The organism is Morganella morganii H1r (assembly GCF_000633515.1).
GTDB classification, from domain to species: Bacteria; Pseudomonadota; Gammaproteobacteria; order Enterobacterales; family Enterobacteriaceae; genus Morganella; species Morganella morganii_B.
The window spans coordinates 352,656-379,064 of sequence record NZ_AYMP01000004.1; the positions used below are offsets into that span (position 1 = coordinate 352,656).

Consider the following 26,409-nt stretch of genomic DNA (forward strand, 5'->3'; position numbering starts at 1 on the left):
ATCGTATTTTAGTGTCCGGATTTTATATTGTTATACAGATCGACCAATGTATTGTACTGCTCAGGAGTCTGCACCATTTTTGAAGAGCCGGTTTCACGCAACTGCGCTCCGATTTCCGCCGGATCGTGTTTATTACCCGGCTTCAGTACTGCAATCGCGCCGGCAACAACACCGGTACGACCAATTCCTGCGCTGCAATGAATAAACGGCTGAGGACTGTAGTTGGGATCCTGTCCGACCTTCTGCTCAATTTTCTGATTGATATTTGAAACCAGTTCCGTCAGTGTTGACCGCTCAATGGTTGTACGATCTTCCCAGTTTGTGACATGCATAACCGATATCGGTGTTGTTTTGCCGTTTGTGGTTATCTCTATCCGGTAATTGCAAAGTTTAAGACTCCCGGCCGTTGCAATATGCGCCTGCGGATTAATTTTGCATTTCACCGAAACATCGCCATAGTGGCCATCCTGACGGAAATATACCGGAAGACCTTTGTTAGTTATATCCTTATAGGAAGACAGTACAACCAATACCCCCGGTTTTTGATCAGCGAGCATACAAAGATGGTCACGAAGTCCTTCCTGCTCAGGATACTGGCTGCGCATCGCCAGGTTTACCCCGTCAATCTTCATTTGGTTGGCAGGTAACGGTTTACCTTCCGGTGTAAACAACTGAGTTATTGCACAAGTATCGATGTCCGTGTAGCGCTGATGATTTATTCCGGTAATAAAATTACCCGGATTCAATCTGGCTGCTGTTTTTAACTGAAATTGCTTAAATTGTTCTGTTTTTGTATCCGCTGTAAGCGCCGTGAATTTAGGCCCGCCTCTTCGCTGTGCCAGTGACAGATGTACCACCTCACCCGGTAACGGCATTCGCGGATGCGTCTGTACTGATGGCGGAACCGGTGCCGGATAGGATGGCGGCGTCATAAACACCGGTGCTTTCAGCAGCGCTCCGGCGGCAGGCGCTGACATTTCATACACTGCATGGCGCTGATGTAAACCGGATATAGTGTGATGCTGACGTAACGAAACACGATCTGAAAGCGAGTGATCCGGCCGGGGTAACGGAGCCGGAGGGCTGCTTTGTAATGCCTGTAACGCCACCGTCCGTCCCTGATGCTGTGCTTTGGGTGGCAACGGCGGAGGTGACTGCTCTCCCTGCCGGGTATCCACGGGTGACTGCTGACGAATAGTAATCATCATAACTCCTTTTATGATTAATGAAGATCCAGCAAGTAATCTGCGGATTTCAGAATATATTCAAATAAATCAATAATATGACTATCTTCTGTACCATTTAGTGACAGACGGCTCCAGATCACCCACTCATTTTTTTCATTCAGGGAAATCACCGGCTGCCCGGAAAGCTGCGTTAACGTATTCAGCCTCAGGACATTTCTCATTAATTCATTATGTTGCGTAATGTGTGGTAATTCCCCGATATTCGCTGACAGATACCAGTCTGTTTCATCAATCACAGCCAGAGATAATGAATAACGGCTGTCGATTGTTAACATAAATGTATGCTGATCGGTGGCAGGCTGCGGCGCGTTCAGACCGATATGACGCAGCAGCATCATCGCTGTGCGGTGAAACGATGATAAATCCGGTATCTCTGTTTCCCTGATTAGTGAAATGATGATCTGATCATGACAAATAATCCGGATATTACTTTCATATCTTATTCATATTAAAATTAAAGACTAAACAAAAAACATAGTTACCCGGGATATGAATGCCATCTTTCTTTTATTAAAGAAATAAATTAAAAATGAAATAGAATAATAACCTTTACATGAAAAAGGAAATAAATTAAATGAATTTAATTAGCATCTCATCAAGACAACAAAAAATAACACCTGAAGAAAAACACCTGAAGACAATGTCAAAACTTCCCTTCATGAACACCTTAATGGAAAGAGTATCCCACATAAAAAACACAAGTTCAGAATTTGATGGGAAATATATTAATATAAGTACAGATATAGAAAAAATAAGTATGAATTTATTATCATATCAGTATACAACGGAATTAAACAGTCTTAAAAGAGAGGACAATTCGACAAAGGAAAAAAGTAAGGATACCCGGGAAACACTAAATGAAAGAGTAACAGAATGGTATTGCGGCGAAAAAATAACCACACCTGCGGCTATCATCTACCGGGAAATTGATAAAATATGTACAGAGAAAAAAATCACAATATCCACTAAAGAAAAAGAAAGAATACTGGATATCGTAAATAAAAAATATATCAATCTCGGCGAATTAGAAAAGAAAGCATCTGTTAGTTCGATGCTCAGCCCTTTAAAATCAGACAAAGACCTGAATGGAAAAATAAACGTACCGGAAATAAAGAAAAACCTGATTACGGATATGAAGAAAGAAGTACCTGAGCAATTCAGACTTTTAGTCGATATGTTTCATGAAAATGATGCAGTAAAGCAAAAAGAGGAATTACTGACACCCAGGGAAATGGCCGTTTTTAATGATATTCCGATAGTGAGAGAATTAGCCGGTAAAATGACATCAGATGTGTACAATGGCCTGATTGAAAAAATTTATAATATATTATTTCGTGATACAAAAACAGAACAGCCTTTGGATTTTAATGCGATAAAGATGGAAGTGAGAACACAGGCAGAATTTATAGGAAAAAATAACAATACTCCTAAAAGTAATAAAACAAGCATTGAAGATGCTATCCGCCAAAAAATTAACTCAGAAATAACAGTAACCACATCATCTCCGGAAAAAGATCTTGAGGATTTATTTAATATTCTGGATAAAAACCGGTCTCAGGGCGATATTTTTGATCAGCGTGCCACATTTAATCCCGGTATAAAAGCGACCACTTCATCTCCGGAAGAAGAACTCAGGCATTTATTTGATATACTGGAAAAAAATCAGGGTATGAGTGATATATCTGATCAGCGTGCTGTATTCAGGAATAAATAAATGGTAAAAATTCAGCCTTATTCCGGCTGATATAAATCCCGTTCAGAGGGGCTATTCCGCCAATATCCCCTCTGAATATCAGGGTTTACCCCGTACGCTTATCACCTCCCTGCAACCACAATCACGCTACATTCTGCTAACAGTGATTAACCTAACAATAATGAAATAAATCTACCTTATCCTCAGGTTAGCGCTGGGAACTAAGCTAAATAAGTGATATTCCTCTCCTGTACAATTTGATAATAACAAACTGAAACTACTTCCTCTTTACTCATTCGGACAGGTGAAATCTATGAAAGCGTTCAAACAACTTGCCGGCGTACTGCTCGCAATTGTCGGTGCCTTTGCCCTCGGGTATATCGCACTGAACAGAGGCGAACAGATCAATGCGCTCTGGATAGTCGTTGCCGCCGTCTGTATTTATCTGGTGGCTTACCGCTATTACGGGCTGTATATCGCTGAAAAAGTACTGAAAGTCGATGCAACCCGCATGACGCCCGCCTTTAAAAATAATGACGGGCTTGATTATGTACCGACAGACAAAAAAGTGCTGTTCGGCCACCACTTTGCAGCTATCGCCGGTGCCGGTCCGCTGGTCGGTCCGGTGCTCGCAGCGCAGATGGGCTATCTGCCGGGCATGCTCTGGCTGCTCGCCGGTGTGGTATTAGCCGGAGCCGTACAGGACTTTATGGTGCTGTTCGTCTCCACCCGCCGCAACGGCCGTTCCCTCGGGGAACTGGTCAAAGAGGAGATGGGAAATGTCGCCGGGGTGATCGCGCTGATCGCCTGTTTTATGATTATGGTGATTATCCTCGCCGTCCTCGCCATGATCGTGGTGAAAGCCCTGACCCACAGCCCGTGGGGAACCTACACTGTCGCCTTTACTATCCCGCTGGCTTTCTTTATGGGGATTTACACCCGCTACATCCGTCCGGGACGTGTCGGGGAAGTCTCTGTTATCGGTCTGATTTTCCTGGTGTTCGCCATTATCTCCGGCGGCTGGGTGGCAGAAAGCCCGACCTGGGCACCGTATTTTGATTATGACGGCGTACAGTTAACCTGGATGCTGGTCGGTTACGGTTTTGTCGCGGCGGTTCTGCCGGTCTGGTTACTGCTGGCACCGCGTGATTATCTGTCTACCTTCCTGAAAATCGGGACAATCGTCGGTCTGGCGATCGGTATCCTGATTATGCGTCCGATGCTGGAAATGCCTGCGCTGACTAAATTTGTCGACGGCACCGGCCCGGTCTGGGCAGGGGATCTGTTCCCGTTCCTGTTTATCACCATTGCCTGTGGTGCGGTCTCCGGCTTCCACGCCCTGATTGCTTCCGGTACCACGCCGAAAATGCTGGCTAACGAAAACCAGGCCTGCTTTATCGGTTACGGCGGTATGCTGATGGAATCGTTTGTGGCGATTATGGCACTGGTTGCCGCCTGTGTGATCGACCCGGGTGTGTACTTCGCCATGAACAGCCCGATGGCAATGCTGGCACCGGCCGGTACCACGGATGTGGTCGCCTCTGCCGCCAGTGTGGTCAGCAGCTGGGGCTTTCAGATAACCCCGGAAACCTTAACCAATATCGCTAATGAAGTCGGTGAACAGAGTATTATCTCCCGCGCAGGGGGCGCGCCGACACTCGCGGTCGGTATGGCCTATATTCTGCACGGGGCGCTCGGCGGACTGATGGATGTCTCCTTCTGGTATCACTTCGCCATTCTGTTTGAAGCGCTGTTTATCCTGACTGCCGTGGATGCCGGTACGCGCTCCGCCCGCTTTATGTTACAGGATTTACTGGGTGTGATTTCCCCGGCACTGAAACGGACAGATTCCCTGCCTGCCAACCTGGTCGCCACCGCACTGTGTGTACTGGCGTGGGGTTACTTCCTGCATCAGGGCGTGGTCGATCCGCTCGGGGGCATTAACACCCTGTGGCCGCTGTTCGGAATCGCCAACCAGATGCTGGCCGGTATGGCACTGATGCTGTGCGCCGTGGTGCTGTTCAAGATGAAACGCCAGGCTTACGCCTGGGTGGCTCTGGTGCCGATGGCATGGCTGTTAATCTGTACCATGACCGCAGGCTGGGAAAAAGTATTCAGCGAAGATGCCCGTGTCGGTTTCCTGGCAGTAGCGAATAAGTTCCAGGCAATGATTGACAGCGGTAATATCCCGTCGCAGTACACTGCGTCCCAACTGTCACAACTGGTGTTTAATAACCGTCTCGATGCCGGTCTGACACTGTTCTTTATGGTTGTCGTGGTGGTGCTGGCGCTCTTCTCACTGAAGACCGCACTGAAAGCACTGAAATCTGACAAACCGACGGATAACGAAACACCGTACGAGCCAATGCCGGAAAACTATCTTGATTTAGTGGCAAACAGCAAATCAGCCCACTAAAATCTGATATACTGGTGAAATAAGGATCGGCAGGCAACTGCCGGTTCTCCGTACGCAACAGGTTCAGGGTCATAATTATGTTTGATACTCTCGCAAAAGCAGGACGTTATCTCGGTCAGACCGCTAAAATGATGATTGGCGTGCCGGATTACGATAACTATGTACAACACATGAAAAACACCCATCCTGATCAGACACCGATGACCTATGAAGAGTTTTTCCGCGATCGTCAGGATGCCCGTTACGGCAGCAAAGGCGGCCCGAAATGCTGCTGAGCCGCACAACGGCAATCATGTAAAAATACCGCAATCACTGCGGTATTTTTTATTTCAGCGGCAGTTTTTTTCCTGTAACGCCGTCAGCTGACTCAGGCGGACAGTGGCTTTTGCCCTGGCATCATCTTTGGCTATCCCGTTACCGATACCGAAATCCCCCAGAAATCCCAGCACTGTTTTGCCGTCAAACTGCCCGGTTTTTTCAATTTCCTGCTGAATACTGCGGGTTTTGGCAATTTCCGTCTTAATATCATGACAATTCATCAAGACAGATTCTTCACCGGATACCACCGGGGCCTGCGGGTATTGTTTGGTGGCACAGGCAGACAGCAGTAAAACAAACGGAATAACAACAGCATTTTTTTTCATGGCGCATCACTCTGAGTAAAAAGACCGATGTACCATAAAAAAAACCGGTTTACGGATATATCAAATTCCGGCCATAAATTCGTCTGTTACACTTCTGTCACCGTATTGCGCGATCTTTCTTTGATACCCCCTCTGTTTAACATCATAAAAATTAATAACACAGAAATAAAACGTAAAATAATAGTAAAATATTATATAAAAATATTAACTATTTTTACGCATGTAATTTTATCAAATCAGTACAACTACCTGTAAAAAAGACAGGTAATCAGCGGCACGTTAACGGTGAGAGTAAAAAAGAAATAATTTTAATTAACTATCGATAAACCAGGAAAATTGAATATAATGACTTTTTATGATCGATTATTATGATAGGGAAATATATGGCAATTAAAATTATGATGGAAAACCCGAAAACAGGTGAAATTGTGACCGGTTTTCACGGTTATTCCTGGACCACTCTGCTGTTTGGCGCGTTTCCGAGCTTATTCCGCAAGGATTTTATGACCTTCATCGGGGTCTTTGTTATCGCCTGTATTATCAGCCTTCTGACAATGGGATTCGGCGGTCTCTTTATTTCCATTGTCTGGTCGTTTATGTATAACAAATACTATACAACCAACCTGTTACGCAAAGGCTTCAAATTTGCCGGAACGCCAACAGAAAATGAAATGGCAGCCAGATCACTGAAACTGCGTCTGAATGAAGATAACTGCATCACCAAACAAGGCCCGATTGTCGGCTGAGTGGTAATAAAAAACGCCGTCATCTGCTATCAGTACGGCGTTATTTAATTATCACCGGATTATACCCGGCAAAAAAGACGACAACTCAGAATTCGTCCTCTTCCTCACCTGCAAATAATACAAATCCGCCAAAACCTTCCCGGGCCGGCAGCGCGTCATAAACCTGCTGTACCGCATGGGTGACTTTCTCATTAACCGGCATATAAAACCCGACCAGATCCGGCTGAATCCCCAGGAAAATCACCTCCGGAATATCTTCTTTCAGCTGATCAATAAGAAAGTTGAGCGGCAGATTATGCGTACTCATGATAAACATCTCTGCGATATCATCCGGGTCAATAATGCGGATCTCTCCGGGATTCAGGCCGATATCCGCCGCATCCACAATCAGCAGACGTTCCGGTTTCAGCGCCCGTACCTGATGCACCACATTCTCCGGTGCACTGCCGCCGTTAACGGCAACCCAGCCGTCAACCGGATTCGCTTCCATCAGATCAAACAGCATCGGCCCTGCGGCGTCATCGCCCATCATGCTGTTACCGACCGCCAGCATCACATTTTTCGCAGTAGTTTCACTCATGGGCGGCGCTTCACTATCAGGTAAATTGCCGGTTCACGCTCAATTTCCCCCAGCAGGCGGATCAGCGTGGCACTCCATTCGCGGAAGTCCGGATTTTTATCCTTCGTCAGCGGATCCAGTGCCAGTGCCAGCATATTGGTATGCGCGGAGTCGATATTGATTTCACCGAAGGTAATCAGTCCCTGTAATTTGCGGCGCGCTTCCCCTTCGGGAAGCGCATTCACCCAAGACTGATAACCGCTGAGCGGGCAGATCAATTCCGTATTCAGACAATCGATCATGCCAACGTGGTGGCCGATTGCCAGTGAGTAATACATCACCTGCTGAGCCTCTTCCGGCACATCATCGTCACTGTCGACAAACTTTTGTCTCAGCGACCAGAAGATCACTTTTCCGTCAGTATCTGCATGATCGGGTGTCTGTTCAGGCATGAATGCCTCCTTGTTGTAATACGGTCACCAGGCGGTTTACGATCTCACGCAAACGCGGGTCCTGCTCTTCATCCATCCAGATCTGCATCGTGCCTTTCACCTGTTCCGGTGTGGCGTTTTCCAGCAGTGTCAGGAAGCGGTCACTGATTTCACGCCCCTGATAATACCCGGCCTGGCGGCGTGCCTCACGTTCAATCATCACGCGGGTTGCCAGCGGAACGGACGGCAGCAGCAGTTCCACGCGCTCACCTTCTGCCTCAACATGATCCTGCCCTTTCAGCTTCTGATTCAGCAGACCCAGCGCCACGGCAAAACCGTAGATAGTTGCTGCCGGTGTCGGCGGGCAGCCCGGGATCCAGACATCAATCGGCACGATGTGCTCACTGCCGCCCCAGACACAATACAGATCATGGAAGATACCGCCGCCGCAGCCGCAGGCGCCGTAAGAGATACAGATTTTCGGATCCGGTGCGGATTCATACGCCCGCAGTGCCGGCATGCGCATCGCGCGGGTCACCGCGCCGGTAAACAGCAGAATATCCGCGTGACGCGGCGAGGCCACCACTTTGATCCCGAAGCGCTCAGCATCAAAGACCGGGGTAATGGCGGAGAAAATCTCAATCTCACAGCCGTTACAGCCGCCGCAGTCCACACGGTAAACATACGCTGAACGTTTGATATCTTTCAGCAGCGTGCTTTTCAGCTTCGCTACCTGTTCATCCATCTTCAGCGGTTCGCTGACATGATGGTTTACCGGAATGTCAGGCAAACTCATGATTTTTCTCCCTCAATATGCAGACGGAAGTTCTGACGGTCATTGTTCAGCAGGTTATTTTTCTGCTTACAGGACGGACAGGTTTCATACATCGGCCGCAAGGCTTCAATTCCGCTCTCTTCAACACCTGACGCCACCATCAGCGCCATGGCATATTCCACGGATTTTTTCGGTGCGAAGGCTTCCCCGCACTGGCGGCAGTGCTGTAAGCGGAATGTCCCTTTCATATAGAGATCCGCCTTGTTCATCACCGCCGTTTCAAACTCTTCGGTCAGATGGATAGCTCTGGTCGGGCAGACTTCCTCACAGCGCGCACAATAAATGCAGCGGCCGAGGAATAACTGCCAGCGGCGCTCACCGCTTTCAAGATCCGTTTCCATCGTCAGGGCGTTTGCCGGACAGGCTGAAATACAGGCACCGCAGGCGATGCACTGTTCCGGCACATATTCCGGCTTGCCACGGAACCCGTGCGCCACTTCCAGTGGTTTGAACGGGTATTTGACCGTTGCTGTCCCTGCATTGCGGAGGGTCTTAAACAGTTTAAACATGGTATTCCCTCCGGCTTATTTCAGCGGTGAATGTTTGCGATCGATGCTGTACTGCTCGATCTCTTTGTACGCCACGGTTTTCGCTTTGCGTTTTTTCACATCCACCAGCGTCACGCGGTCAGTACAGGAGTAGCAAGGGTCAAGGCTGCCGATAATCAGCGGCGCATCGGACACGGTATTGCCCTGCAGCATATAGCGCAGCACCGGCCAGTTGGCGTAAGTGGCTGCACGGCAGCGCCAGCGGAACAGTTTCTGGTTATCACCCAGCATACTCCAGTGGATATCTTCCCCGCGCGGCGCTTCGGTGTAACCCAGGGCAAATTTGTGCGGCTGATAGGTAAAGCCTTCAGTCAGAATCGGCCCTTCCGGCATGTTATCCAGCGCGTATTCGATCATGGCGAGTGAATCGAGGGTTTCTTTCACCCGCACCATGACCCGGGAGTAAACATCACAGCCATCCATAGTAAATAATGTTTTCGGCAGGTTGCCGTAGTCGGCAAACGGATGATCAAAACGCACATCGCGTTTAAAGCCGCTGGCGCGGATCATCGGGCCGACCGGGCTGTAATCACGGGCCACTTTCGGATCCAGACGACCAACGCCGACGGTACGCTGTTCCATGTTCGGCGTGCTCAGCAGCATATCCACCAGCTGAGTGACATCCGCACGCATCTCGCGGACCAGCTGAATGGTTTTTACCCGCTGCTCTTTGAGGAAGTCACGGCGCACACCGCCGATCAGATTGGTTCCGTACGTTTTACGGGCACCGGTCAGCAGCTCAGCCATGGTCATAGATTTTTCACGCACACGGAAGAATTGCATAAAGCCGGTATCAAAGCCGGTGAAATGGCTGGCAAGACCGATGTTCAGCAGGTGACTGTGCAGGCGCTCCACTTCCAGCAGCACACTGCGGATAGTATGCGCACGCTGCGGCACATAAATCCCCAGCGCGTTTTCCACCGATGTGGTGTACGCCACGCTGTGGGTAAAGCCGCAGATACCGCACACACGGTCAGACAGGAAAGTGACTTCGTTATACCCCATACGGGTTTCCGCCAGTTTTTCCATACCACGGTGGACGTAGAACATCCGGTAGTCCGCATCGACAATCCGTTCCCCGTCAACAAACAGACGGAAGTGACCGGGTTCATCAGACGTAATGTGCAGCGGGCCGATTGGCACAACGCGCGCATCTTTTTTGCTGTCGTTGATAAACTCGTAAGTCTCGGTATCGGTGGTCGGTGCCGGGCGCTGACGGTAATCCATGGTGTCTTTGCGCAGCGGATAGAGATCATCCGGCCAGTCATCCGGCAGCACCAGGCGGCGCTCATCCGGCAGACCCACCGGGCGCAGCCCGTACATATCACGGATCTCGCGCTCGCCCCACACCGCCGCAGGCACGCGCGGTGTGACAGACGGGAATTCCTGGGTGACCGGGCTGACATACGCCTTCACGGTCACCCAGCATTTTTCACCCTCTTCCATAGAGAGTGCATAGTAAACCGCAAACTGCCCGTTCAGCGGACGCTCATCGTTACCCCACAGCACCGGCAGCCAGCCGCCGCAGCCGTAGTACAGAAACTCCACCACCTCCGGCAGCATTTCTGTTTTGATGGTGATGGTCAGCTGGTTGGCAGTCTGCCACTCTTCTTCCAGCACCGCATGGGGAAATTTCTCGCGGACCTGTGCCAGATAGCCCGCGCCTTTACGAACGCCCTGAAGGGTATCTGTGTAATTCTGATAGCTCACGTTTATTTCTCCTGCGATGATGTGGATGTTGTATCAACACCCCACGGCCAGCGGTAGTCCGGGGTGGTTAATTCTGTACCTGGTAATGCACTGTCCGTCAGGACAATAGTGGCGGCATTTTCGAGCAGACGGCTGACCGGCTGCGGAATGTGGGTGCCCATCACCAGCATCAGTACAATGAGGATGGCCATCGGCAATGTCGTCAGGATCCCTGCCTCGCCGCGTGACACGCAGTCAGGCTGTGCGCCGAACAGGGTTTTCGATACCATTCTAACCAACCCGCCGAGGACGATAGTGAGCAGGATCAAAAGCAGCAGGGTCAGCCAGAAATGATCCGCTGCCAGACCCGCAACCACCGTCATAAACTCACTGAGGAACACGTTGAACGGCGGCATACCGCCGAGTGCCAGCGCGCCGCCCGCAAAGACAACCGCCGTAAACGGCATGGTACGCAGCATTCCTTTGACCACCGTGATATCACGGGTGCCGTACTTCAGTAACACGTTACCGGAACCGCAGAACAACAAGGTTTTGCCCAGGCTGTGGTTCAGCGTGTGCAGCAGTGCGGCCAGCACACCCAGCGGACCACCGATACCCAGCGCCACGGCGATCAGCCCCATGTTTTCCACACTGGAGTACGCCAGCAGGCGCTTCATATCACGCTGGATCAGGATGAAGAACGCCGCCACTGCCACAGAGAGCAGCCCGAAGACCAGCAGCAGTGTCTGAGTGAATTCCCCGCCGATAACCGGGGTGATAATGATGTAGTAACGGATGATAATCAGCAGTGCGCAGTTCAGCAGAACCGCAGACAGCAGCGCGGAGACCGGGCTCGGCGCTTCACTGTGCGCATCCGGCAGCCAGGCGTGCATCGGGAACAGACCGGTTTTGGTCCCGAAACCAATCAGCACAAACACAAAGGCCAGGTGCATCAGGGTCGGATCCAGCAGCGCGGTATGTTTCAGCACTTCAGTCCAGAAAATGGCCAGTTCCGGATCCGGCATCACACCCGCCGCATTCGCATACACGAGGATGGTGCCGAACAGACCGAACGCCACACCCACACTACAGATGATGATGTATTTCCACGCCGCTTCCAGAGAAGAGCGCTGCCCGTAGATACCCACCAGGAACGCAGAGCTGAGTGTGGTGGCTTCCACCGCCGCCCACATCAGGATCAGGTTGTTACTGGTGATTACCAGCAGCATGGTGAACAGGAACAGATGGAAGAAACCGTAATAGTTACAGAGTGTTGCCACACCCACTTCACCATCATTCACTTCGTGGTTCATGTAACCGATGGAATACAGACCGGTCAGGAAACCGACAATCCCGAGGATCGCCAGGAATAACCCGGCCAGGCTGTCCAGGTGGATCCAGCGGTTCGCCATCAGCAGATCACCTTCCGCACTGATGGTGTACACCATCCACAGCGAGAAGACGAGCATCAGGGAGATACCGGTGGTATGCACCAGGGTGACCACACCTTTCGCCCCGCCGCCTGCCAGGCGGCAGGCAAATGCCAGCAGTGAAATCACCAGCGGCGTTGCCATTAATAACGTTAACAACATGGTTTGACTCATCTCATCACCCCTTCAGCGCGGTCAGTTGATCCACGTTCAGTGTGTTGAGCGTGCGATAGATTTTACGTGCCAGCACCGCCATGATAATCACAGCGAAAATGGCGTCCGTCGCGATACCGATTTCCACCAGCTCCGGCGCTTTATACGCCAGCAGAGCCAGTGTCAGGTGCGATCCGTTTTCCATCAGGCAGTAACCGAATGCCTGTTTCAGGATGTTGCGCTGTGTCACGATGCAGAGTAAGCCCAGCATAAAGTGACCCAGAGAAACTGCCAGCGCCGGTTTCAGATCCGCCACCATCGGCAGTTTCACCGGTTCGACCACAAACCAGCACAGCACCACAATCACCGCTGCGGCCAGCATCAGCCAGGCCGGACTTATCACGCCGCCGTTGGCGGTCGGATCAGACATTTTGCGGAAGGCATAGCCCATAATCAGCGGCACCAGCACCACTTTGGTCGCGAAGGCGGTGATCGCCCACATGCCCAGCTGCGGTGCATCCAGTGTCTGTGCCAGGGTGGCGAAAATCGCCACCAGTACCAGCGACTGAAGTGCATAGAACCAGCAGGAAACCACCGGGCGCTTCGCCCCGATGACCAGCAGCGAGGTGATCATCATCAGCCCCGCCAGATTGTTCACAATAATGGAACCAGTCATACTTTCTCTCCCTTAACCGAGCCAGATGACGGCGATAACACTTGAACAGAACGACATCACAATCAGCAGGCCGATAACCCACTGCATTGCTGCCGGAACCGGCGTTCCGTTTGCCACGTCTTCGCTCGGCTCACCCGGTACAACTTTGCCGAACCAGTAGAGCAGCCAGGCAAAGCTGGCAACGGATTCGATCAGCACCAGTACCATGATTGGCGCGAAGATCCGGAACTGTTCAGATAACGCGAAACCGGCCGCGAAAATCGGGAATTTACTGAAGAAGCCGTTAAGCGGCGGCACACCGGCAATCGCCAGTGCAGCCACACAGAAACCGACACCCAGCAGCGGATAGCGTTTTGACAGACCACGCAGACGCGGCAGCATACGGGTTCCGCAGCTGTAGCTGAGCGCACCGGCCACCAGGAAGAACAGACTCTTGGCAAACGCGTGGTTAAAGATGTACGCGATACCGCCGTCAAAGGCTTCTTTGGATCCGAAGATGGACAGCGATAACGCGAGGAAGATATACGCCAGCTGAGTGATGGTTGACCAGGCCAGCAGACGTTTCATATCTTTCTGCGGCAGATACATCATAAAACCATACACCAGCGTGATAACAGCCATCACCACGCCGACCCAGCCGATGATTTCCGGCACATGGTCAGAAGACATGATGCTGCGGGCAAAGATGTAAACACCCACTTTCACCATAGACGCGGCGTGCAGATACGCACTCACCGGTGTCGGCGCTTCCATCGCGTCCGGCAGCCAGGCCTGTAACGGCAGCTGGGCTGATTTACCCCATGCCGCAAACAGGATCCCGCCGAAGACGATCAGGCTTTGTGCCTCATTCAGCTGATTAATCGCGCTCAGGGCAAACGTACCGGTACTGATAAACAGCGTTGCCGCCGCCATAAACAGACCGAGGGAACCGACGTGTGTGATCAGCAGCGCTTTCATTGCGGAACGCTGGGCTTTTTCTGTCTGGTAGTAACCAATCAGCGCCCATGAACAGCCACCGGTGATTTCAAAGAACAGTAACTGCCCCAGAATGGTGGATGACAGCACCACGCCCGCCATCGCACCGATAAAAATCAGCAGGAAGGCATAATAGCGGCGGGTCGGCCCGTGAGCGTGCTCGCGGTTACCTTCAGTCAGGTAACCGGTTGAGTACAGACAAATCAGGAAACCGAGGAACACCACCGCGAACACAATCAGAGTGCTCACGCCGTCAACGGTAAAGCCGAACAGGGCGATATTTCCGGCCTGAACCAGTTCCAGTGTGGCAGCGGTCTTACCGCCATCAAGATACAGCCAGCCCAGTGCCGCCGTACCGAGAGAGGCCAGCAGCGCGACTAAGGTACTCAGCCACGGGGCCATGCGCGTCGGCAGGACACTGACCAGCAACGCCCCGGCAAACGGAATCAGCAGGGTCGCCAGTGCAATATTTTCTAACATGCTTTATCGCTCCTTACAGACCGGTGAGATAGAACACGAATCCGAGCGCAGCCACGCCGAATCCTAACCAGGTCACATGATGCGTCAGCAGAAAACGACCACGGGCCAGACTGTTTTCGACCAGCGATGCCAGAACGAAAATCACCAGCAGTTTTACCAGCATCAGTCCCAGCGCCGGCAGCAGACTGCCTGCGGTCAGAACGGATGCACTGCCGAACGGGAAGAAAATCGAGAGAAACAGGACTGCCACAACCACCTGTTTCAGACCGATCCCCCACTTCACCAGCGCCAGGCCGGAACCGGAGTACTCGGTCAGCGGCCCTTCCTGCAGTTCCTGCTCGGCTTCCGCGACGTCGAACGGGATTTTGCCCATTTCGATAAAGGTCGCGAAACCACAGGCCAGCATAGCCAGCAAGGTGGCGGTCGGTGATACCCAGCCCTGACTCATCACGGCACTGATGCTGCCGATATTGGTCGAACCGGCAATCAGCGCAACCACCAGCAGGCCGAGGAACAGAATCGGCTCCACCAGCACGCCGAGGGTCAGCTCACGGCTGGCACCGATACCGGCGAACGGGCTGCCGGTATCCAGACCGGACAGAGAGAAGAAAAAGCGGAACAGCGCGAAAATATATAAAATGATGATGAGGTCGCCTGCCCCGCTGAACAGTGACGTTGTGGTCACAACCGGCAGCGCCATCGCCAGCAGCAGCATGCTGCCGAGCAGCACATACGGCATCACCCGGAAAATAAATCCGGAATCACGCGGTGCCACAGACTGGCGTTTCAGTAATTTGATGATGTCACGGTAATCCTGCATAATGCCCGGCCCCTGACGGGAGTGCATTTTTGCGCGAATCTGACGGGAGATGCCGGTAAACAGCGGCGTCAGCAGCAGCAGGAAAATCGCCTGAACCACTGCGAAGAGCCCCGTCATCAATGTAGGTGTATCCTGAATCGACATGGTTTCTCTCCTTACGCCGCAATCACAACAAGCAGAACAACCAGCGCGGCCACGACATACAAACAGTAAAGTCTGAAATCCCCGCCCTGAAGGCACTGAATGCGTTTGGCGAAACGGTTAATCCCGCGCACCAGCGGATAAATAATGCGTTCATCCCAGAATGGCTCGACTTTTCCGGCCCCGGCTTTGGTCACGTCTAAGGCGTGAGCCAGACGGGCTGACGGATCAAGCTGTTTGCGCATGCGGTACAGCGGCGCAAACATTGAGCGCAGCGGCTGGGTAAAGCCCCCAGCAGACACCGACATATCGCGTTCCCAGGCATAACCACACGCCCAGGCGTCGCCTTTGCGGCGGAAGCCCATCTGTTTGCCTTTGAAGACCAGATAGATGATGAACGGGATCAGCGGCAGCGCCAGCAGTAACAGGAATGTCATGGCCGGTGAAATCATGGCCTGAGCGGCAGAATCCGGCACCAGCATCGCGCCCTGCACAACAGTCACGTCCGTCGCTGCCGTCAGTGACATCGCCACTTTTGCCAGCACCGGTGCGATCACACTCGCGCCCACACCCAGCAGCACACACACCACCGCCAGAATCAGCATTGCAGCGGTCATTGTCCACGGTACTTCGCGGGCATGGGTGGCGGCTTCACTGCGCGCACCGCCGCAGAAGCTGACACCGTACACTTTCACGAAACACATCGCTGCCAGTGCGCCGGTAATCGCCAGCATCACAATGGCGATAGGACCACTGATTTTCATGATGAATGTGCCGTCATGGCTCATTGAGAACAGTGACTGATAGGTGTACCACTCACTGACAAAGCCGTTGAGCGGCGGTAACGCGGAAATCGCCATACAACCGATTAAGAACGCGGTTGCGGTCAGCGGCATCAGTTTGGCGAGGCCGCCCATTTTTTCCATATCACGGGTGTGGATACGGTAAATCACCGCACCGGCACCGAGGAACAGCAGACCTTTAAACACCGCATGGTTGAGCAGGTGATAAATCGCGCCGAGCAGACCAATCGTCGCCAGCACCGGCATATCATTCGCCATACCAACCATTGCCACACCAACCCCCATCAGGATAATCCCGATGTTTTCCACGGTGTGCCACGCCAGCAGACGTTTGATATCGTGTTCCGCCAGGGCATACATAACGCCGAGAACAGAAGAGACCGCGCCGAAGCCCAGTACCACGATACCCCACCAGCCCTGGGTTGCACCCAGCAGGTCGATACCGACTTTAATAATCCCGAAGATACCGATTTTCACCATCACACCGGACATCAGTGCGGAGGCGTGAGACGGTGCCGCCGGGTGAGCCTGCGGCAGCCAGCTGTGCAGCGGTAACATACCCGCTTTGGCACCGAAACCGAAGAAACCCAGCAGGAAGACCACAGAAGCCATCGCCGGAGACAGTGAAAGCTGACGGAAAGAATCGAAATCCAGACTGCCGCTTTCGCGCCACATCAGGAAGAAGGCGATCATGATCAGCACAGAACCGGCGTGGGCAATAAAGAAGTAGAGCAGACCGGCGCGGATGGATTTGTCATCCTGATCCGCGATCACCAGGAACCAGGAGGCCAGTGACATCATTTCAAACAAAATGATGAACCAGAAGGCATTATCCATCACCACCAGGGCAACCATGGAGGCGATAAACAGATTCAGGAAGAAACCCATGCTCCACGCGCCGCGTCCCAGATATTCCTGCACATAGTTCAGGGAATAGAGGGCGCTGACGGTCACCAGCAGCGAAATCACCATCACCATAAAGGCAGCGAGACTGTCGAGGCGGACGACAAAATGGGCGAACGGAAAAGGCCCCTGAGCGAAAAACGTCAGTGTTTCTCCGCTCATCAGCACCGGAACGGCACTGAATAAACCGAGGATCCCACCGGCAATCGCCGTGATCCCGGCAACGTACACCGCCATTTTCTCCTGCTGTTTAAACAGCAGTGAAATAACCCCCCCGGCGGTATACAGGGCAACGGACCATAAGAGTAATTCAAGAGATGTCATTTGCGGCTCTCCTGTCCTGAGACGAAAATGTCGAACTCCGGCGGCATCGCACCGACAGACACGGTACGGCGTTTCGCACTTTCGTTTTCCAGCTGATTCTCTTCAACGAGATGGAGGGCATCGGTCGGGCACACTTTCACACACGCCGGGCCTTCTTCACTGAAATCACACAAATCGCATTTCACCGCGATATTACGGATACCGGCATTCCATGCCAGGAACGGGTTCATGGTCGGCAGACTGTCCGGCACATCCAGCAGCATCTCTTCCGGCACATACTGCTCAAAGAAATCCGGCATATCGACAGGTTTACTGCCTGACGGGGTAATAGCCCCGAACGGACAGACCAGACCGCATAATTTACAGCCGATGCACAGGCTTTCATTCAGCACGATCATGTCATTTTCGTGTGTAATGGCATTCACCGGACACACACGGGCACACGGAGCATCATCACACTGACGACAAAGCATCGGCGCGGTCAGTTCCCCGATTTTCACCACATTCAATCTCGGATGTGTTTGTAATCCCTGCTGTTTATGCGTCTCAGAACAGGCCGCCATACAGGTATTACATCCGATACAAAGATGCGGGTCGGCAATAACAAAGCGATTCATTCGCCTCACCCTCCAGAAAAAATCAGACGAGTCATATAGTTTGATACCCTTGCCAAGCATTTTTCATGCCATGTATAAAAACGGCTGTTTATCAGTATATTGACGTGATTTTAAGGGGCGGATGACTGTCGGTTCGACACTAATGACGACAAAAATGTCATGCGGTCTGCTGTCATCATTTATGATGCAGATGATTAATGAATAAATATTGAACCAAGTGACTGATCGTTTCTCTAACTCTCTTTAGCGATGAAGTGATGTACCCGATGCCAATACGTCCGTTATTAAACACCCTAAGAAATGAATGTGTTGTTTCTGCTGTTCTTGCCCTGTTTCTGGGCTTTTTTCTCAACTACACCGTGTATTTTTCCCGCGCTCAGAGCCAGTTATTACTGGCCGGTGACTATGGTTCCCTTTATCTGATTGCTGAAATTTTTGTCAATGTTCTGTTCAGCTTCTTCTTATTCCGGCTGATTGCCCAAACCGGATTGCTGAGTTTTAAAATTCTCAGCAGCTTTATTATCCTGATCAGCATCGCCGTCAGTTATTACGTAATGTTTTATGACGTGATTATCGGTTACGGAATTTTAGTCTCCACGCTGGCAACGGACAGTGTTGAACTGTCACAGGAAGCGGTCGGCGGGCATTTTTATCTCTGGTTCTCGCTGCTTTCCGTTCCGGCTTTATTTCTGATCTGGTCGGCAAAAAAAACACGCATACAAACGGCATCACGCCGCCGGGCACTCGCTCTCTTTACATTTATTGTTATTCCGGTTCTGATTTTCGGTTATTTAAAACTGGCGGATGCCAATCAGAAAAAAATTGAAATGAACGGCAGTATTGATGTGTCGAGTTATGGCGGAGAGCTGAGTTACTCCTATTTACCGACCAACTGGATTGTGCCGCTGGTGCAGTATGCGGTGGTCAAATATGACGATACCTTTAATGAAATTGATTTATTCGACCCGGCCGACGAATTTACCTACACACCTGCGCCGCAGAATGACGATTTATATGTGGTTTTCGTGATCGGAGAAACCGCCCGCTGGGATCATATGCAATTACTCGGTTATGAGAGGGAAACAACGCCATTATTATCCGCTGATAAAAATGTTATCGCCTTTAAAGGCCGGTCCTGTGATACCTCCACCAAATTATCACTGCGCTGTATGTTTGTGCGCGAAGGCGGCGTAAAAGATAACGAACAGCGGACAGTCACCGAAAATAATGTTTTCTCTGTGATGAAACAGAACGGCTTTTATTCCGAGCTGTTTTCCATGCAAAGTGAAGTCTGGTTCTATAACCGGCTCGACCTGGATAACTACCTGATCCGTGAAATGATCACCGCTCAGAACAAAACGCCGGGCAAAGCTATCCGTGATGAATTACTGATGGACGAAGTTGATGATATGCTCGCCCGTAAAAAGCAGGGGCAAAACCTGATTATTTTACATACCAAAGGCTCACATCATCTTTATTCCAAGCGTTATCCGCCTGAATTCCGCAAATATATGCCGGAATGCACAGAGGAAGGCACCAAATGCAGTGTGCAGGAAGAAATTAATGCCTACGATAATTCGATCTTATACACCGATCATTTTCTGCATGATCTGACAGAAAAATTAAAAGACAAAAATGCGATTGTCTTTTATACCTCCGATCACGGGGAATCCTTGGGTGAAAATAACGGGATGCGCCTGCACGGCACGCCACGGCATATTGCCCCGCCGGAGCAGTTCCGTGTGCCGTTTATTGTCTGGATGTCAGATAACTACATCAAAAATAACCCGTCCCTGTTTGATAACCTGAAAGAAAACAGCCGGACGCGGACATTTTTCCATCATGAATTATTCGATACTGTTCTCGGCTGTTCCGGTGTGACATCATCCGACGGCGGGATTAATAATAAAAATAATCTCTGCTATCGGTGATACAGTAAGCTCATCCGCTGATACAGAGAGAGAATTCAGGATGAGAAAAACAGTTACCCTGCTGGCGCTCTGCCTGCCGCTGTCCGCAGCAATGGCAGACGACAGCAGTTGCACGGACGCACAGCGTCAGCTGAACCTGCAAAATGCCTATATCATGACCGGCCTGCCTCTGGGCGGGCCGATCAAATCTGTCACAACCACACGTAACAACAAAAAAGAATCTTACGGCAGTAACGAAACCACCATCACATTATCCCCCTGCGGCGCCGTCACACAGTATGAGCAGAAAATGTATCATCTGAGCGGCCCGGATATTTACCGGCGGTCACAAACCCAAAGCGATCCGGATAATCCGCTTCACCTGACCGGTACATCAGAAACCCGTTTCCGCGATAAGCTGATGAAATCACAGACAGACATAACCCGGACAACGGATGATAAAGGACAGATTTCCGGTTATACCATGCTGAACAAGAGCGGGGATGACGGGGATCAGGAAGATACCACAGCTGTCCGTTTCACCTGGGAAAACGGCCGGGTCCACAGTATGGATGAGGTGAATACGGACGGGGAAAAAGCAGAAAGCAGCCTGTACCACTATGATTCACAAGGCCGTCTGGTCCATATTACCCGGGGAACAAGTGCCTCAGAAATCCGCTTTACTTACACTGAGCAGCCATGGCCGTCAGTGATTCAGGTTGAGATCTACCGCGACAAGGATCTGTTCAATGTGCTGACAGCACGTTGTGAACAATGGGATCATCACGGTAACTGCCTGCTGCAAAAAAATTATTTCGCTGATTATTACGGTTATTCTGCGGATGAGAACCCGGAGCCGGTCTTACAGACTCTCCAGCGTTACCGTTATGAATATTACTGAGTACAAAAAACCGCCGCTGAATCAGCGGCGGTTTTGTAATTCATCACGTAATCTTATTTCACGCGGGAAACGTATTCACCTGAACGGGTGTCAACCTTGATCACTTCACCAATCTGCACGAACAGAGGTACTTTAACCACTGCACCGGTGCTCAGGGTCGCTGGTTTACCGCCGGTACCGGCTGTATCACCTTTCAGGCCCGGATCGGTTTCCGTGATTTCCAGCTCAACAAAGTTTGGCGGGGTAACCGCGATAGGACGGCCGTCCCACAGGGTAACAATACACTCCGCCTGGTCGATCAGCCATTTGGCGTTATCACCGATAGCTTTCTCATCCGCAGCCAGCTGCTCGAACGTTTCGTTGTTCATGAAGTGCCAGAACTCACCGTCGTTGTACAGGTAAGTCAGGTTCAGATCCATGACATCAGCGCCTTCCGCAGAGTCTGTTGATTTGAAGGTTTTCTCCAGCAGTTTGTTGGAGATCAGTTTACGCAGACGCACACGGGCGAATGCCTGACCTTTACCCGGTTTAACAAACTCACTTTCAACAACCACGCAAGGTTCGCCGTCTAACATAATTTTAAGACCTTGGCGAAATTCGTTGGTACTATAAGTAGCCATGGAAATCCTCTAATTTTAAATAAATGGCATAGCCAAAAAAATGGTCGATATTGTAACCCAAAAACAACCCGCCCGAGAAGTCTGGCTGCATCAACTCACTGATTCTGTCACTAACCCAACAGAACTGCTGGCAATATTAGGTCTGGAACAGGACGAAAACTGGCGTGCCGGTACTGATGCCCGCCGGTTGTTTGCTCTGCGTGTCCCCCGTCCTTTTATCGCCAAAATGGAAAAAGGCAATCCGCGCGATCCGTTATTACTTCAGACCATGACACACAGGGCTGAATTTGACCTGACCCCGGGGTTCTCTGACGATCCGCTGGATGAACAACACAGTGTTGTTCCGGGACTACTGCATAAATATCACAACCGGGCATTGCTGTTAGTGAAAGGCGGGTGCGCGGTCAACTGCCGCTACTGTTTCCGCCGTCACTTCCCGTATGAGGACAATAAAGGCACCAGACATAACTGGCAGCAGGCGCTCGATTATATCGCTAACCATCCTGAACTCAATGAAATCATTTTCTCCGGCGGTGATCCGCTGATGGCAAAAGACCATGAGCTGGACTGGCTGCTGACGCAACTGGAAGCCATTCCCCATATTCAGAGGCTGCGGATCCACAGCCGTCTGCCGGTCGTGATCCCTGAACGCATTACGCCGGGACTGATCGCGCGTTTCCGTGATTCACGGTTGCAGATAATTTTAGTCACACATATCAATCACGCGAATGAAATCGACGATGCATTGAAAGAAAAAATGAATCAGCTGCGTGAAAGCGGCGTTACCCTGCTCAATCAGAGCGTTCTGCTGCGTGACGTCAATGACAATGCAGAGGTGCTGGCACAGCTCAGTAACGCGCTGTTTGACGCCGGTATTCTGCCTTATTACCTGCATGTGCTGGATAAAGTACAGGGTGCGGGACATTTTCTGATCAGCGATGATGAAGCCCGCCGTATTATGCACGATCTTCTGCCGCGTATTTCCGGGTATCTGGTGCCGCGTCTGACCCGGGAAATCGGCGGTGAACCGAGTAAAACGCCGATCGATCTCCGTCTGCGTCAGAGCTGAGTATTACCCCGTAAACACAGTCATCTGAAGAAATAGTATTTTACAGGTACCTTCAGACAGGTTAAATTACGCTCATTATGTATTTATTAGTACAAAATTATGACGGACTTTTTAACCTCAAACCAGGCCGCGTGGGATAAACAGGCGGAACAACAACAGGTGTGGTCAACACCGGTCAGTGCGGAGCTGATTGCGGCTGCCAGACAAGGGAAATGGGATGTGCATCTTACCCCGCAGCCGCTGCCGAAAGCCTGGCTGGGGGATGTGAAAAGCAAACGCATTCTCTGCCTGGCTTCTGCCGGTGGCCAGCAGGCCCCGGTACTGGCTGCTGCCGGTGCTGATGTGACGGTGTTTGATTTATCAGATAAACAGCTTGAGCACGATCGTCAGGTTGCTCAGCGCGACGGGCTGACACTTAAGGCGGTACAGGGCGATATGCGGGATCTCAGCGCATTTGCGGATGGTACTTTTGACTGCGTGTTCCATCCGATTTCCAATCTGTATATCCCGGATGTGAATCCGGTATGGCGGGAATGCCACCGCGTACTGAAAACCGGCGGCACACTGTTGGCCAGTTTCTTTAATTCAGTGGTATTTGTCGGCGATCGCGATGCGAAATACCGTGAACAAGGTGTTATCAAACCGGCGTATAAAATGCCGTTCTCTGAACTGACCGCCTTAACAGCGGAGCAGGTGGCAGAGAAGCAGGCACGGCAGGAGGCTTTTGTGTTTGGCCACTCCCTGACAGATTTGATCGGCGGACAGCTGAAAGCCGGTTTTCAGCTGACGGATTTTTATGAGGACTGGCAACCGAACCCGCGTTTTGTTATCGATAATTATCTGCCGACATTTATTGCCACTGCGGCAGTGAAGGTACGATGAGGTCTGATAAACAGAAAGTCGCTGTAAATACAGTGGTTATCTGCAAGCTGATTTATTGCTTTCCGTGTGTTGTCCGTGATTACGGAGTCTGCGCCAGCGGCGGGTAAAAACAGAAAGTCGCTGTGAACACATCCCTGTGCGCTCAGGCTCGCCATCCATGGCTCGCATGCTTTCTGTTTTCTTTACCCGCCGCCCGCGCTTTGCACATCTGAATAAAAAAACCACCGTTTATATCGACGGTGGTTTTTTTATATCGGATACAGACAATTTCGCTAAATCATTCAATCTGCAGCAAGGCGGCAAAGTGAGGACATCCGGGGAGCATACACCAGTATGTGACCTGCGTGGCCGAACGAAGCCAACACCGCTGCAGGTTGAAGGATGACGCGAATTCGTTAAATTACGGGCACTTAAAGACCTGGCCGGTAAGCTTGCTATCCACCGGGATCAGGCTGGACACAATGGCTGACTCAGCCGGGCTGCCGAGACCATAAATCACGTTACCGCCCATTGCCGCAGCTTTGTTACGCAGGTCATTTGCCGCACCGCGCATGGAGCTGCTTTCGTTACCGACGCCGGTCATCCAGTTGCTCTGTACACCGGTAACTTCACCTAATTTCTGACATTCTGCCGGTGGCTGCTCTTCGGAAAAGCGGACCTGTGATCCGGCGGAGCTCAATTCGTTCGTGGTCGTACAGCCTGCCAGTAATAACAGTGCCAGCGCACCGGGTAACATTTTAATCCGCATAGTTTTCCTCATTCACGGTTGGAAAAAATTTATACAGCTAATTTAACCACTTTGTGGCAGCGACTTCAAAAACTAATCGCTGAAAACCACCTGCTGATCGCAATCAGCCGCAAATTATGCATAAAAAAAACCGGCACCTGAGTTTCCTCAGAGTGCCGGTTTGGTTTTCCCTGTGTCAGCCCGGTAATTTACTGATAGTCTTTTTTAATATTCTGAGCGGCATCTGCCCCTCGCTTCGCTTCTTTTTCGGCGATTTCGACAGACAGACCAATATACGCACGCGGATCTAACATTGCTTTGATTTCTTCATTACTGAAGGCGGCGGTAATGGTGTCGTTTTTCGTCAGGTTTGTGTAGAAATCCTCACCATCCGCAGCGGTTTTAATCGCTTCCTCATACAGTAATGAATGCGCCTTATCCTTACCCAGCTTTTCCGCCATTTTCATCATGACGTATTCGGTGTTATCCAGCCCTTTATTTCTCATGACGTTGTGCAGCATTCTCTCTTCATGAGGCACAATCGTTCTGGTGAGCTCTTCTGTTCTCAGCAGCACTTCGGTGGTCAGTTCGAGTGCTTCTTCGATCAGTCCGTCGAATAACATATAAGAGCTGCTGTCCCCTTCATACGGCCTGACGGCGGAATACATGCCGACACCCGGCAGTGAATACAGTTTCTGGGAATTCGCGATAATCCCTTTGGCCAGCTTCGGGTTAATCTTGTGCGGCATGGTGCTGCTGCCCACAGTACCCTTGGTAAAACCTTCTGAAACTTCCGCGATTTCTTCCAGCGTGGTGCTGTAAACTTCCTCACCGATTTTATGGCAGATATTCGCCATCAGCGCCAGGTTCGCCATATACTCCAGTTTATGCGTGCTCAGGTTGCGGGACGGCACTTCCATCGCATGCATACCGGTCAGTTCAGCAACCCGCTTCTGGACTTCCAGACCGATACCCGGCATAGTATTAAATGCCCCGACCGCACCGCCCATCATGATAGTGAATACCCGCTTTTCACACTCTTTCATGCGCTGGCTGCAATCAATAAAATCGCTGATCCACACCGCCACTTTGTAGCCGTAAGTGATAGGGATAGCATGACGGCCGTGTGTCCTGCCCGGCATTACCATGTGTTTGGTTTTTTCTGCAAGACGCGATAAATTTTCGAGGATCTCACTTAACAGCAGCATAAATTTATTATGGACTGTCTTCATCATATACAGCTGCGAACTCTGCTGAATATTCTGGGTGGTAATACCGTAATGGATATATTTACCACTCTCTTCAGAACAGGCATTCACTAATACTTTTAAGAACGGTACGAAGCCATGACCGATTTTCTGATAGATACGGCTCATCTCTTCAAAATCGATATTCTCAATAACCGCCTTTTCTTTAATTTCATCGGCAGCAGACCGGGGAATAAACCCCAGTTCTGCCTGAGCCTGAGCTAACACTGATTCAAACATCAGCCAGGTAGTGTATTTGGCCTCATCTGACAGCAGCGCTTTTATGCCGCGGTCATCGATAGTTTTACTTTTAGAATCATATAAAGCTCTCATCATATATCCTTTTATTTCTTCATTGCTTCATCAACAGCGTTGCGGACAAATTCAACTTTCGGTCCGTAAACAACATGGACGTGGTTTGCCGATGGAAAGAAGAATGCAGTACATCCTGATTCCGACATTAATTCTTTATCAATCTTATTCACTTCTTCGATATCGATACGCATACGGGTAATACAGTTATCGACGTTGCGGATATTTTGTTTTCCGCCTAAAGCCTCGATAAGAATTTCCGCGATTTCACCATAACGTTTTTCTTTAATTAACGTGTTTTTCAGGTTGCTGGATTCTTCACGGCCCGGCGTTTTAATATCAAACCGGAGGATAGCCCAGCGGAAGATAAAGAACGTCACTACCGCCAGTCCGGTACCGATAAGCACCAGGAATATCCAGTTGGTGCGCTCGTACAGCAGACCGAAAATTGTGAAATCGAAGATGGTTCCGCGGATATAACCAATCGCGACACCGGCGAATGACAGTAATACCGCACCAATACCCACGATGATGGCATAAATTAAATACAGCAGCGGTGCGATAAACACGAAGGTAAATTCAAGCGGTTCCGTGGTAATCCCCCCGAAAAA

27 protein-coding genes are annotated in these 26,409 nt (G+C 50.8%); 9 read left to right on the plus strand and 18 right to left on the minus strand.

Annotated features, from left to right (window positions below; genetic code table 11):
- Positions 1–8 precede the first annotated feature (8 nt).
- Together U868_RS0102560 and U868_RS0102565 are read right to left on the minus strand one after the other, a co-directional pair.
- Entirely contained in the window at positions 9–1,208 is a 1,200-nt protein-coding gene (locus U868_RS0102560) for a protein-tyrosine phosphatase family protein (protein ID WP_080694303.1), read from the minus strand.
- Positions 1,209–1,222: 14 nt separating this feature from the next.
- Positions 1,223–1,585 (minus strand): type III secretion system chaperone, encoded by a 363-nt coding sequence (locus tag U868_RS0102565; protein ID WP_240182643.1) that lies wholly within the window; start codon positions 1,583–1,585, stop codon positions 1,223–1,225.
- A 236-nt stretch (positions 1,586–1,821) separates the two neighbouring features.
- On the opposite strand from U868_RS0102565, the gene U868_RS0102570 reads away from it, so the two are divergent.
- The 3 genes from U868_RS0102570 (at position 1,822) to U868_RS0102580 (ending at position 5,631) form a co-directional block, all read left to right on the plus strand.
- A complete protein-coding gene (locus U868_RS0102570) occupies positions 1,822–2,961 on the plus strand; it encodes a hypothetical protein (protein ID WP_162817200.1) in 1,140 nt (379 codons plus the stop codon).
- Between the two features lie 292 nt (positions 2,962–3,253).
- On the plus strand, positions 3,254–5,356 hold the full coding sequence (gene cstA, locus U868_RS0102575) for a pyruvate/proton symporter CstA (RefSeq protein ID WP_025151925.1): 2,103 nt from the start codon (positions 3,254–3,256) through the stop codon (positions 5,354–5,356).
- 77 nt (positions 5,357–5,433) lie between these two features.
- Entirely contained in the window at positions 5,434–5,631 is a 198-nt protein-coding gene (locus U868_RS0102580) for a YbdD/YjiX family protein (RefSeq protein WP_004235011.1), read from the plus strand.
- A gap of 54 nt (positions 5,632–5,685) precedes the next feature.
- On the opposite strand, the gene U868_RS0102585 is transcribed toward U868_RS0102580, so the two are convergent.
- Complete coding sequence (locus U868_RS0102585; protein WP_025151926.1) at positions 5,686–6,000, minus strand: hypothetical protein; 315 nt, start codon at positions 5,998–6,000, stop codon at positions 5,686–5,688.
- 383 nt (positions 6,001–6,383) lie between these two features.
- Between U868_RS0102585 and U868_RS0102590 the strand changes: the two genes are divergently transcribed.
- The gene (locus tag U868_RS0102590; RefSeq protein ID WP_025151927.1) at positions 6,384–6,746 is read left to right on the plus strand and encodes a hypothetical protein; all 363 of its coding nucleotides are present in this window, start codon (positions 6,384–6,386) and stop codon (positions 6,744–6,746) included.
- 85 nt (positions 6,747–6,831) lie between these two features.
- Here the strand turns inward: U868_RS0102590 and hycI are convergent, their stop codons facing one another.
- From hycI to U868_RS0102645, 11 genes are read right to left on the minus strand one after another with little or no spacing between them, the layout of a single operon-like run.
- Positions 6,832–7,326: a hydrogenase maturation peptidase HycI gene (gene hycI / locus U868_RS0102595; RefSeq protein WP_025151928.1), complete on the minus strand. Its 495-nt coding sequence runs from the start codon at positions 7,324–7,326 to the stop codon at positions 6,832–6,834.
- Complete coding sequence (locus tag U868_RS0102600; RefSeq protein WP_025151929.1) at positions 7,323–7,757, minus strand: formate hydrogenlyase maturation HycH family protein; 435 nt, start codon at positions 7,755–7,757, stop codon at positions 7,323–7,325. Before U868_RS0102600 ends, hycI begins: the two co-directional genes overlap by 4 nt.
- The gene (locus tag U868_RS0102605) at positions 7,750–8,532 is read right to left on the minus strand and encodes an NADH-quinone oxidoreductase subunit B family protein (RefSeq protein WP_025151930.1); all 783 of its coding nucleotides are present in this window, start codon (positions 8,530–8,532) and stop codon (positions 7,750–7,752) included. The genes U868_RS0102600 and U868_RS0102605 overlap by 8 nt, the downstream gene beginning before the upstream one ends.
- Positions 8,529–9,080 carry a hydrogenase 4 subunit H gene (gene hyfH, locus U868_RS0102610; RefSeq protein WP_025151931.1) on the minus strand — a complete coding sequence of 184 codons (552 nt, stop codon included), beginning with the start codon at positions 9,078–9,080 and terminating at the stop codon, positions 8,529–8,531. The genes U868_RS0102605 and hyfH overlap by 4 nt, the downstream gene beginning before the upstream one ends.
- A 15-nt stretch (positions 9,081–9,095) precedes the next feature.
- Positions 9,096–10,829: an NADH-quinone oxidoreductase subunit C gene (locus tag U868_RS0102615; protein ID WP_025151932.1), complete on the minus strand. Its 1,734-nt coding sequence runs from the start codon at positions 10,827–10,829 to the stop codon at positions 9,096–9,098.
- Positions 10,830–10,831: 2 nt separating this feature from the next.
- Entirely contained in the window at positions 10,832–12,412 is a 1,581-nt protein-coding gene (locus U868_RS0102620) for a hydrogenase 4 subunit F (RefSeq protein WP_025151933.1), read from the minus strand.
- A gap of 4 nt (positions 12,413–12,416) precedes the next feature.
- On the minus strand, positions 12,417–13,067 hold the full coding sequence (gene hyfE, locus U868_RS0102625; RefSeq protein WP_025151934.1) for a hydrogenase 4 membrane subunit: 651 nt from the start codon (positions 13,065–13,067) through the stop codon (positions 12,417–12,419).
- A gap of 12 nt (positions 13,068–13,079) precedes the next feature.
- Entirely contained in the window at positions 13,080–14,522 is a 1,443-nt protein-coding gene (locus tag U868_RS0102630) for a hydrogenase 4 subunit D (RefSeq protein ID WP_025151935.1), read from the minus strand.
- A 13-nt stretch (positions 14,523–14,535) separates the two neighbouring features.
- Positions 14,536–15,486, minus strand: coding sequence for a respiratory chain complex I subunit 1 family protein (locus tag U868_RS0102635; protein ID WP_025151936.1), 951 nt, complete (start codon positions 15,484–15,486; stop codon positions 14,536–14,538).
- Between the two features lie 11 nt (positions 15,487–15,497).
- Positions 15,498–17,513, minus strand: coding sequence for a hydrogenase 4 subunit B (gene hyfB / locus U868_RS0102640; RefSeq protein WP_025151937.1), 2,016 nt, complete (start codon positions 17,511–17,513; stop codon positions 15,498–15,500).
- Positions 17,510–18,130, minus strand: a complete 621-nt coding sequence (locus U868_RS0102645; RefSeq protein ID WP_025151938.1) for a 4Fe-4S dicluster domain-containing protein — start codon at positions 18,128–18,130, stop codon at positions 17,510–17,512. The genes hyfB and U868_RS0102645 overlap by 4 nt, the downstream gene beginning before the upstream one ends.
- Positions 18,131–18,387: 257 nt before the next feature.
- On the opposite strand from U868_RS0102645, the gene eptB reads away from it, so the two are divergent.
- Positions 18,388–20,061: a kdo(2)-lipid A phosphoethanolamine 7''-transferase gene (gene eptB / locus U868_RS0102650; RefSeq protein WP_025151939.1), complete on the plus strand. Its 1,674-nt coding sequence runs from the start codon at positions 18,388–18,390 to the stop codon at positions 20,059–20,061.
- Positions 20,062–20,101: 40 nt separating this feature from the next.
- Positions 20,102–20,941 carry a hypothetical protein gene (locus tag U868_RS0102655; protein ID WP_025151940.1) on the plus strand — a complete coding sequence of 280 codons (840 nt, stop codon included), beginning with the start codon at positions 20,102–20,104 and terminating at the stop codon, positions 20,939–20,941.
- A gap of 53 nt (positions 20,942–20,994) precedes the next feature.
- Here U868_RS0102655 and efp read toward each other — a convergent pair whose 3' ends face one another.
- Complete coding sequence (efp, locus tag U868_RS0102660) at positions 20,995–21,561, minus strand: elongation factor P (RefSeq protein ID WP_004234989.1); 567 nt, start codon at positions 21,559–21,561, stop codon at positions 20,995–20,997.
- Positions 21,562–21,601: 40 nt separating this feature from the next.
- Between efp and epmB the strand changes: the two genes are divergently transcribed.
- From epmB to U868_RS0102680, 3 genes are all read left to right on the plus strand, one after another.
- Positions 21,602–22,630, plus strand: a complete 1,029-nt coding sequence (gene epmB, locus U868_RS0102665; protein WP_025151941.1) for an EF-P beta-lysylation protein EpmB — start codon at positions 21,602–21,604, stop codon at positions 22,628–22,630.
- A 99-nt stretch (positions 22,631–22,729) separates the two neighbouring features.
- Positions 22,730–23,512 (plus strand): class I SAM-dependent methyltransferase, encoded by a 783-nt coding sequence (locus U868_RS0102670; RefSeq protein ID WP_025151942.1) that lies wholly within the window; start codon positions 22,730–22,732, stop codon positions 23,510–23,512.
- A 157-nt stretch (positions 23,513–23,669) separates the two neighbouring features.
- Entirely contained in the window at positions 23,670–23,897 is a 228-nt protein-coding gene (locus U868_RS0102680; protein ID WP_025151943.1) for a hypothetical protein, read from the plus strand.
- A 15-nt stretch (positions 23,898–23,912) separates the two neighbouring features.
- On the opposite strand, the gene U868_RS0102685 is transcribed toward U868_RS0102680, so the two are convergent.
- The 3 genes from U868_RS0102685 to U868_RS0102695 form a co-directional block, all read right to left on the minus strand.
- Positions 23,913–24,260 (minus strand): DUF4156 domain-containing protein, encoded by a 348-nt coding sequence (locus tag U868_RS0102685; protein WP_004234982.1) that lies wholly within the window; start codon positions 24,258–24,260, stop codon positions 23,913–23,915.
- A 188-nt stretch (positions 24,261–24,448) separates the two neighbouring features.
- Positions 24,449–25,819, minus strand: coding sequence for a class-II fumarase/aspartase family protein (locus tag U868_RS0102690; protein WP_025151944.1), 1,371 nt, complete (start codon positions 25,817–25,819; stop codon positions 24,449–24,451).
- An 11-nt stretch (positions 25,820–25,830) separates the two neighbouring features.
- A partial coding sequence (locus U868_RS0102695; RefSeq protein ID WP_025151945.1) for a glucose PTS transporter subunit EIIB occupies positions 25,831–26,409 on the minus strand: 579 nt, incomplete at its 5' end.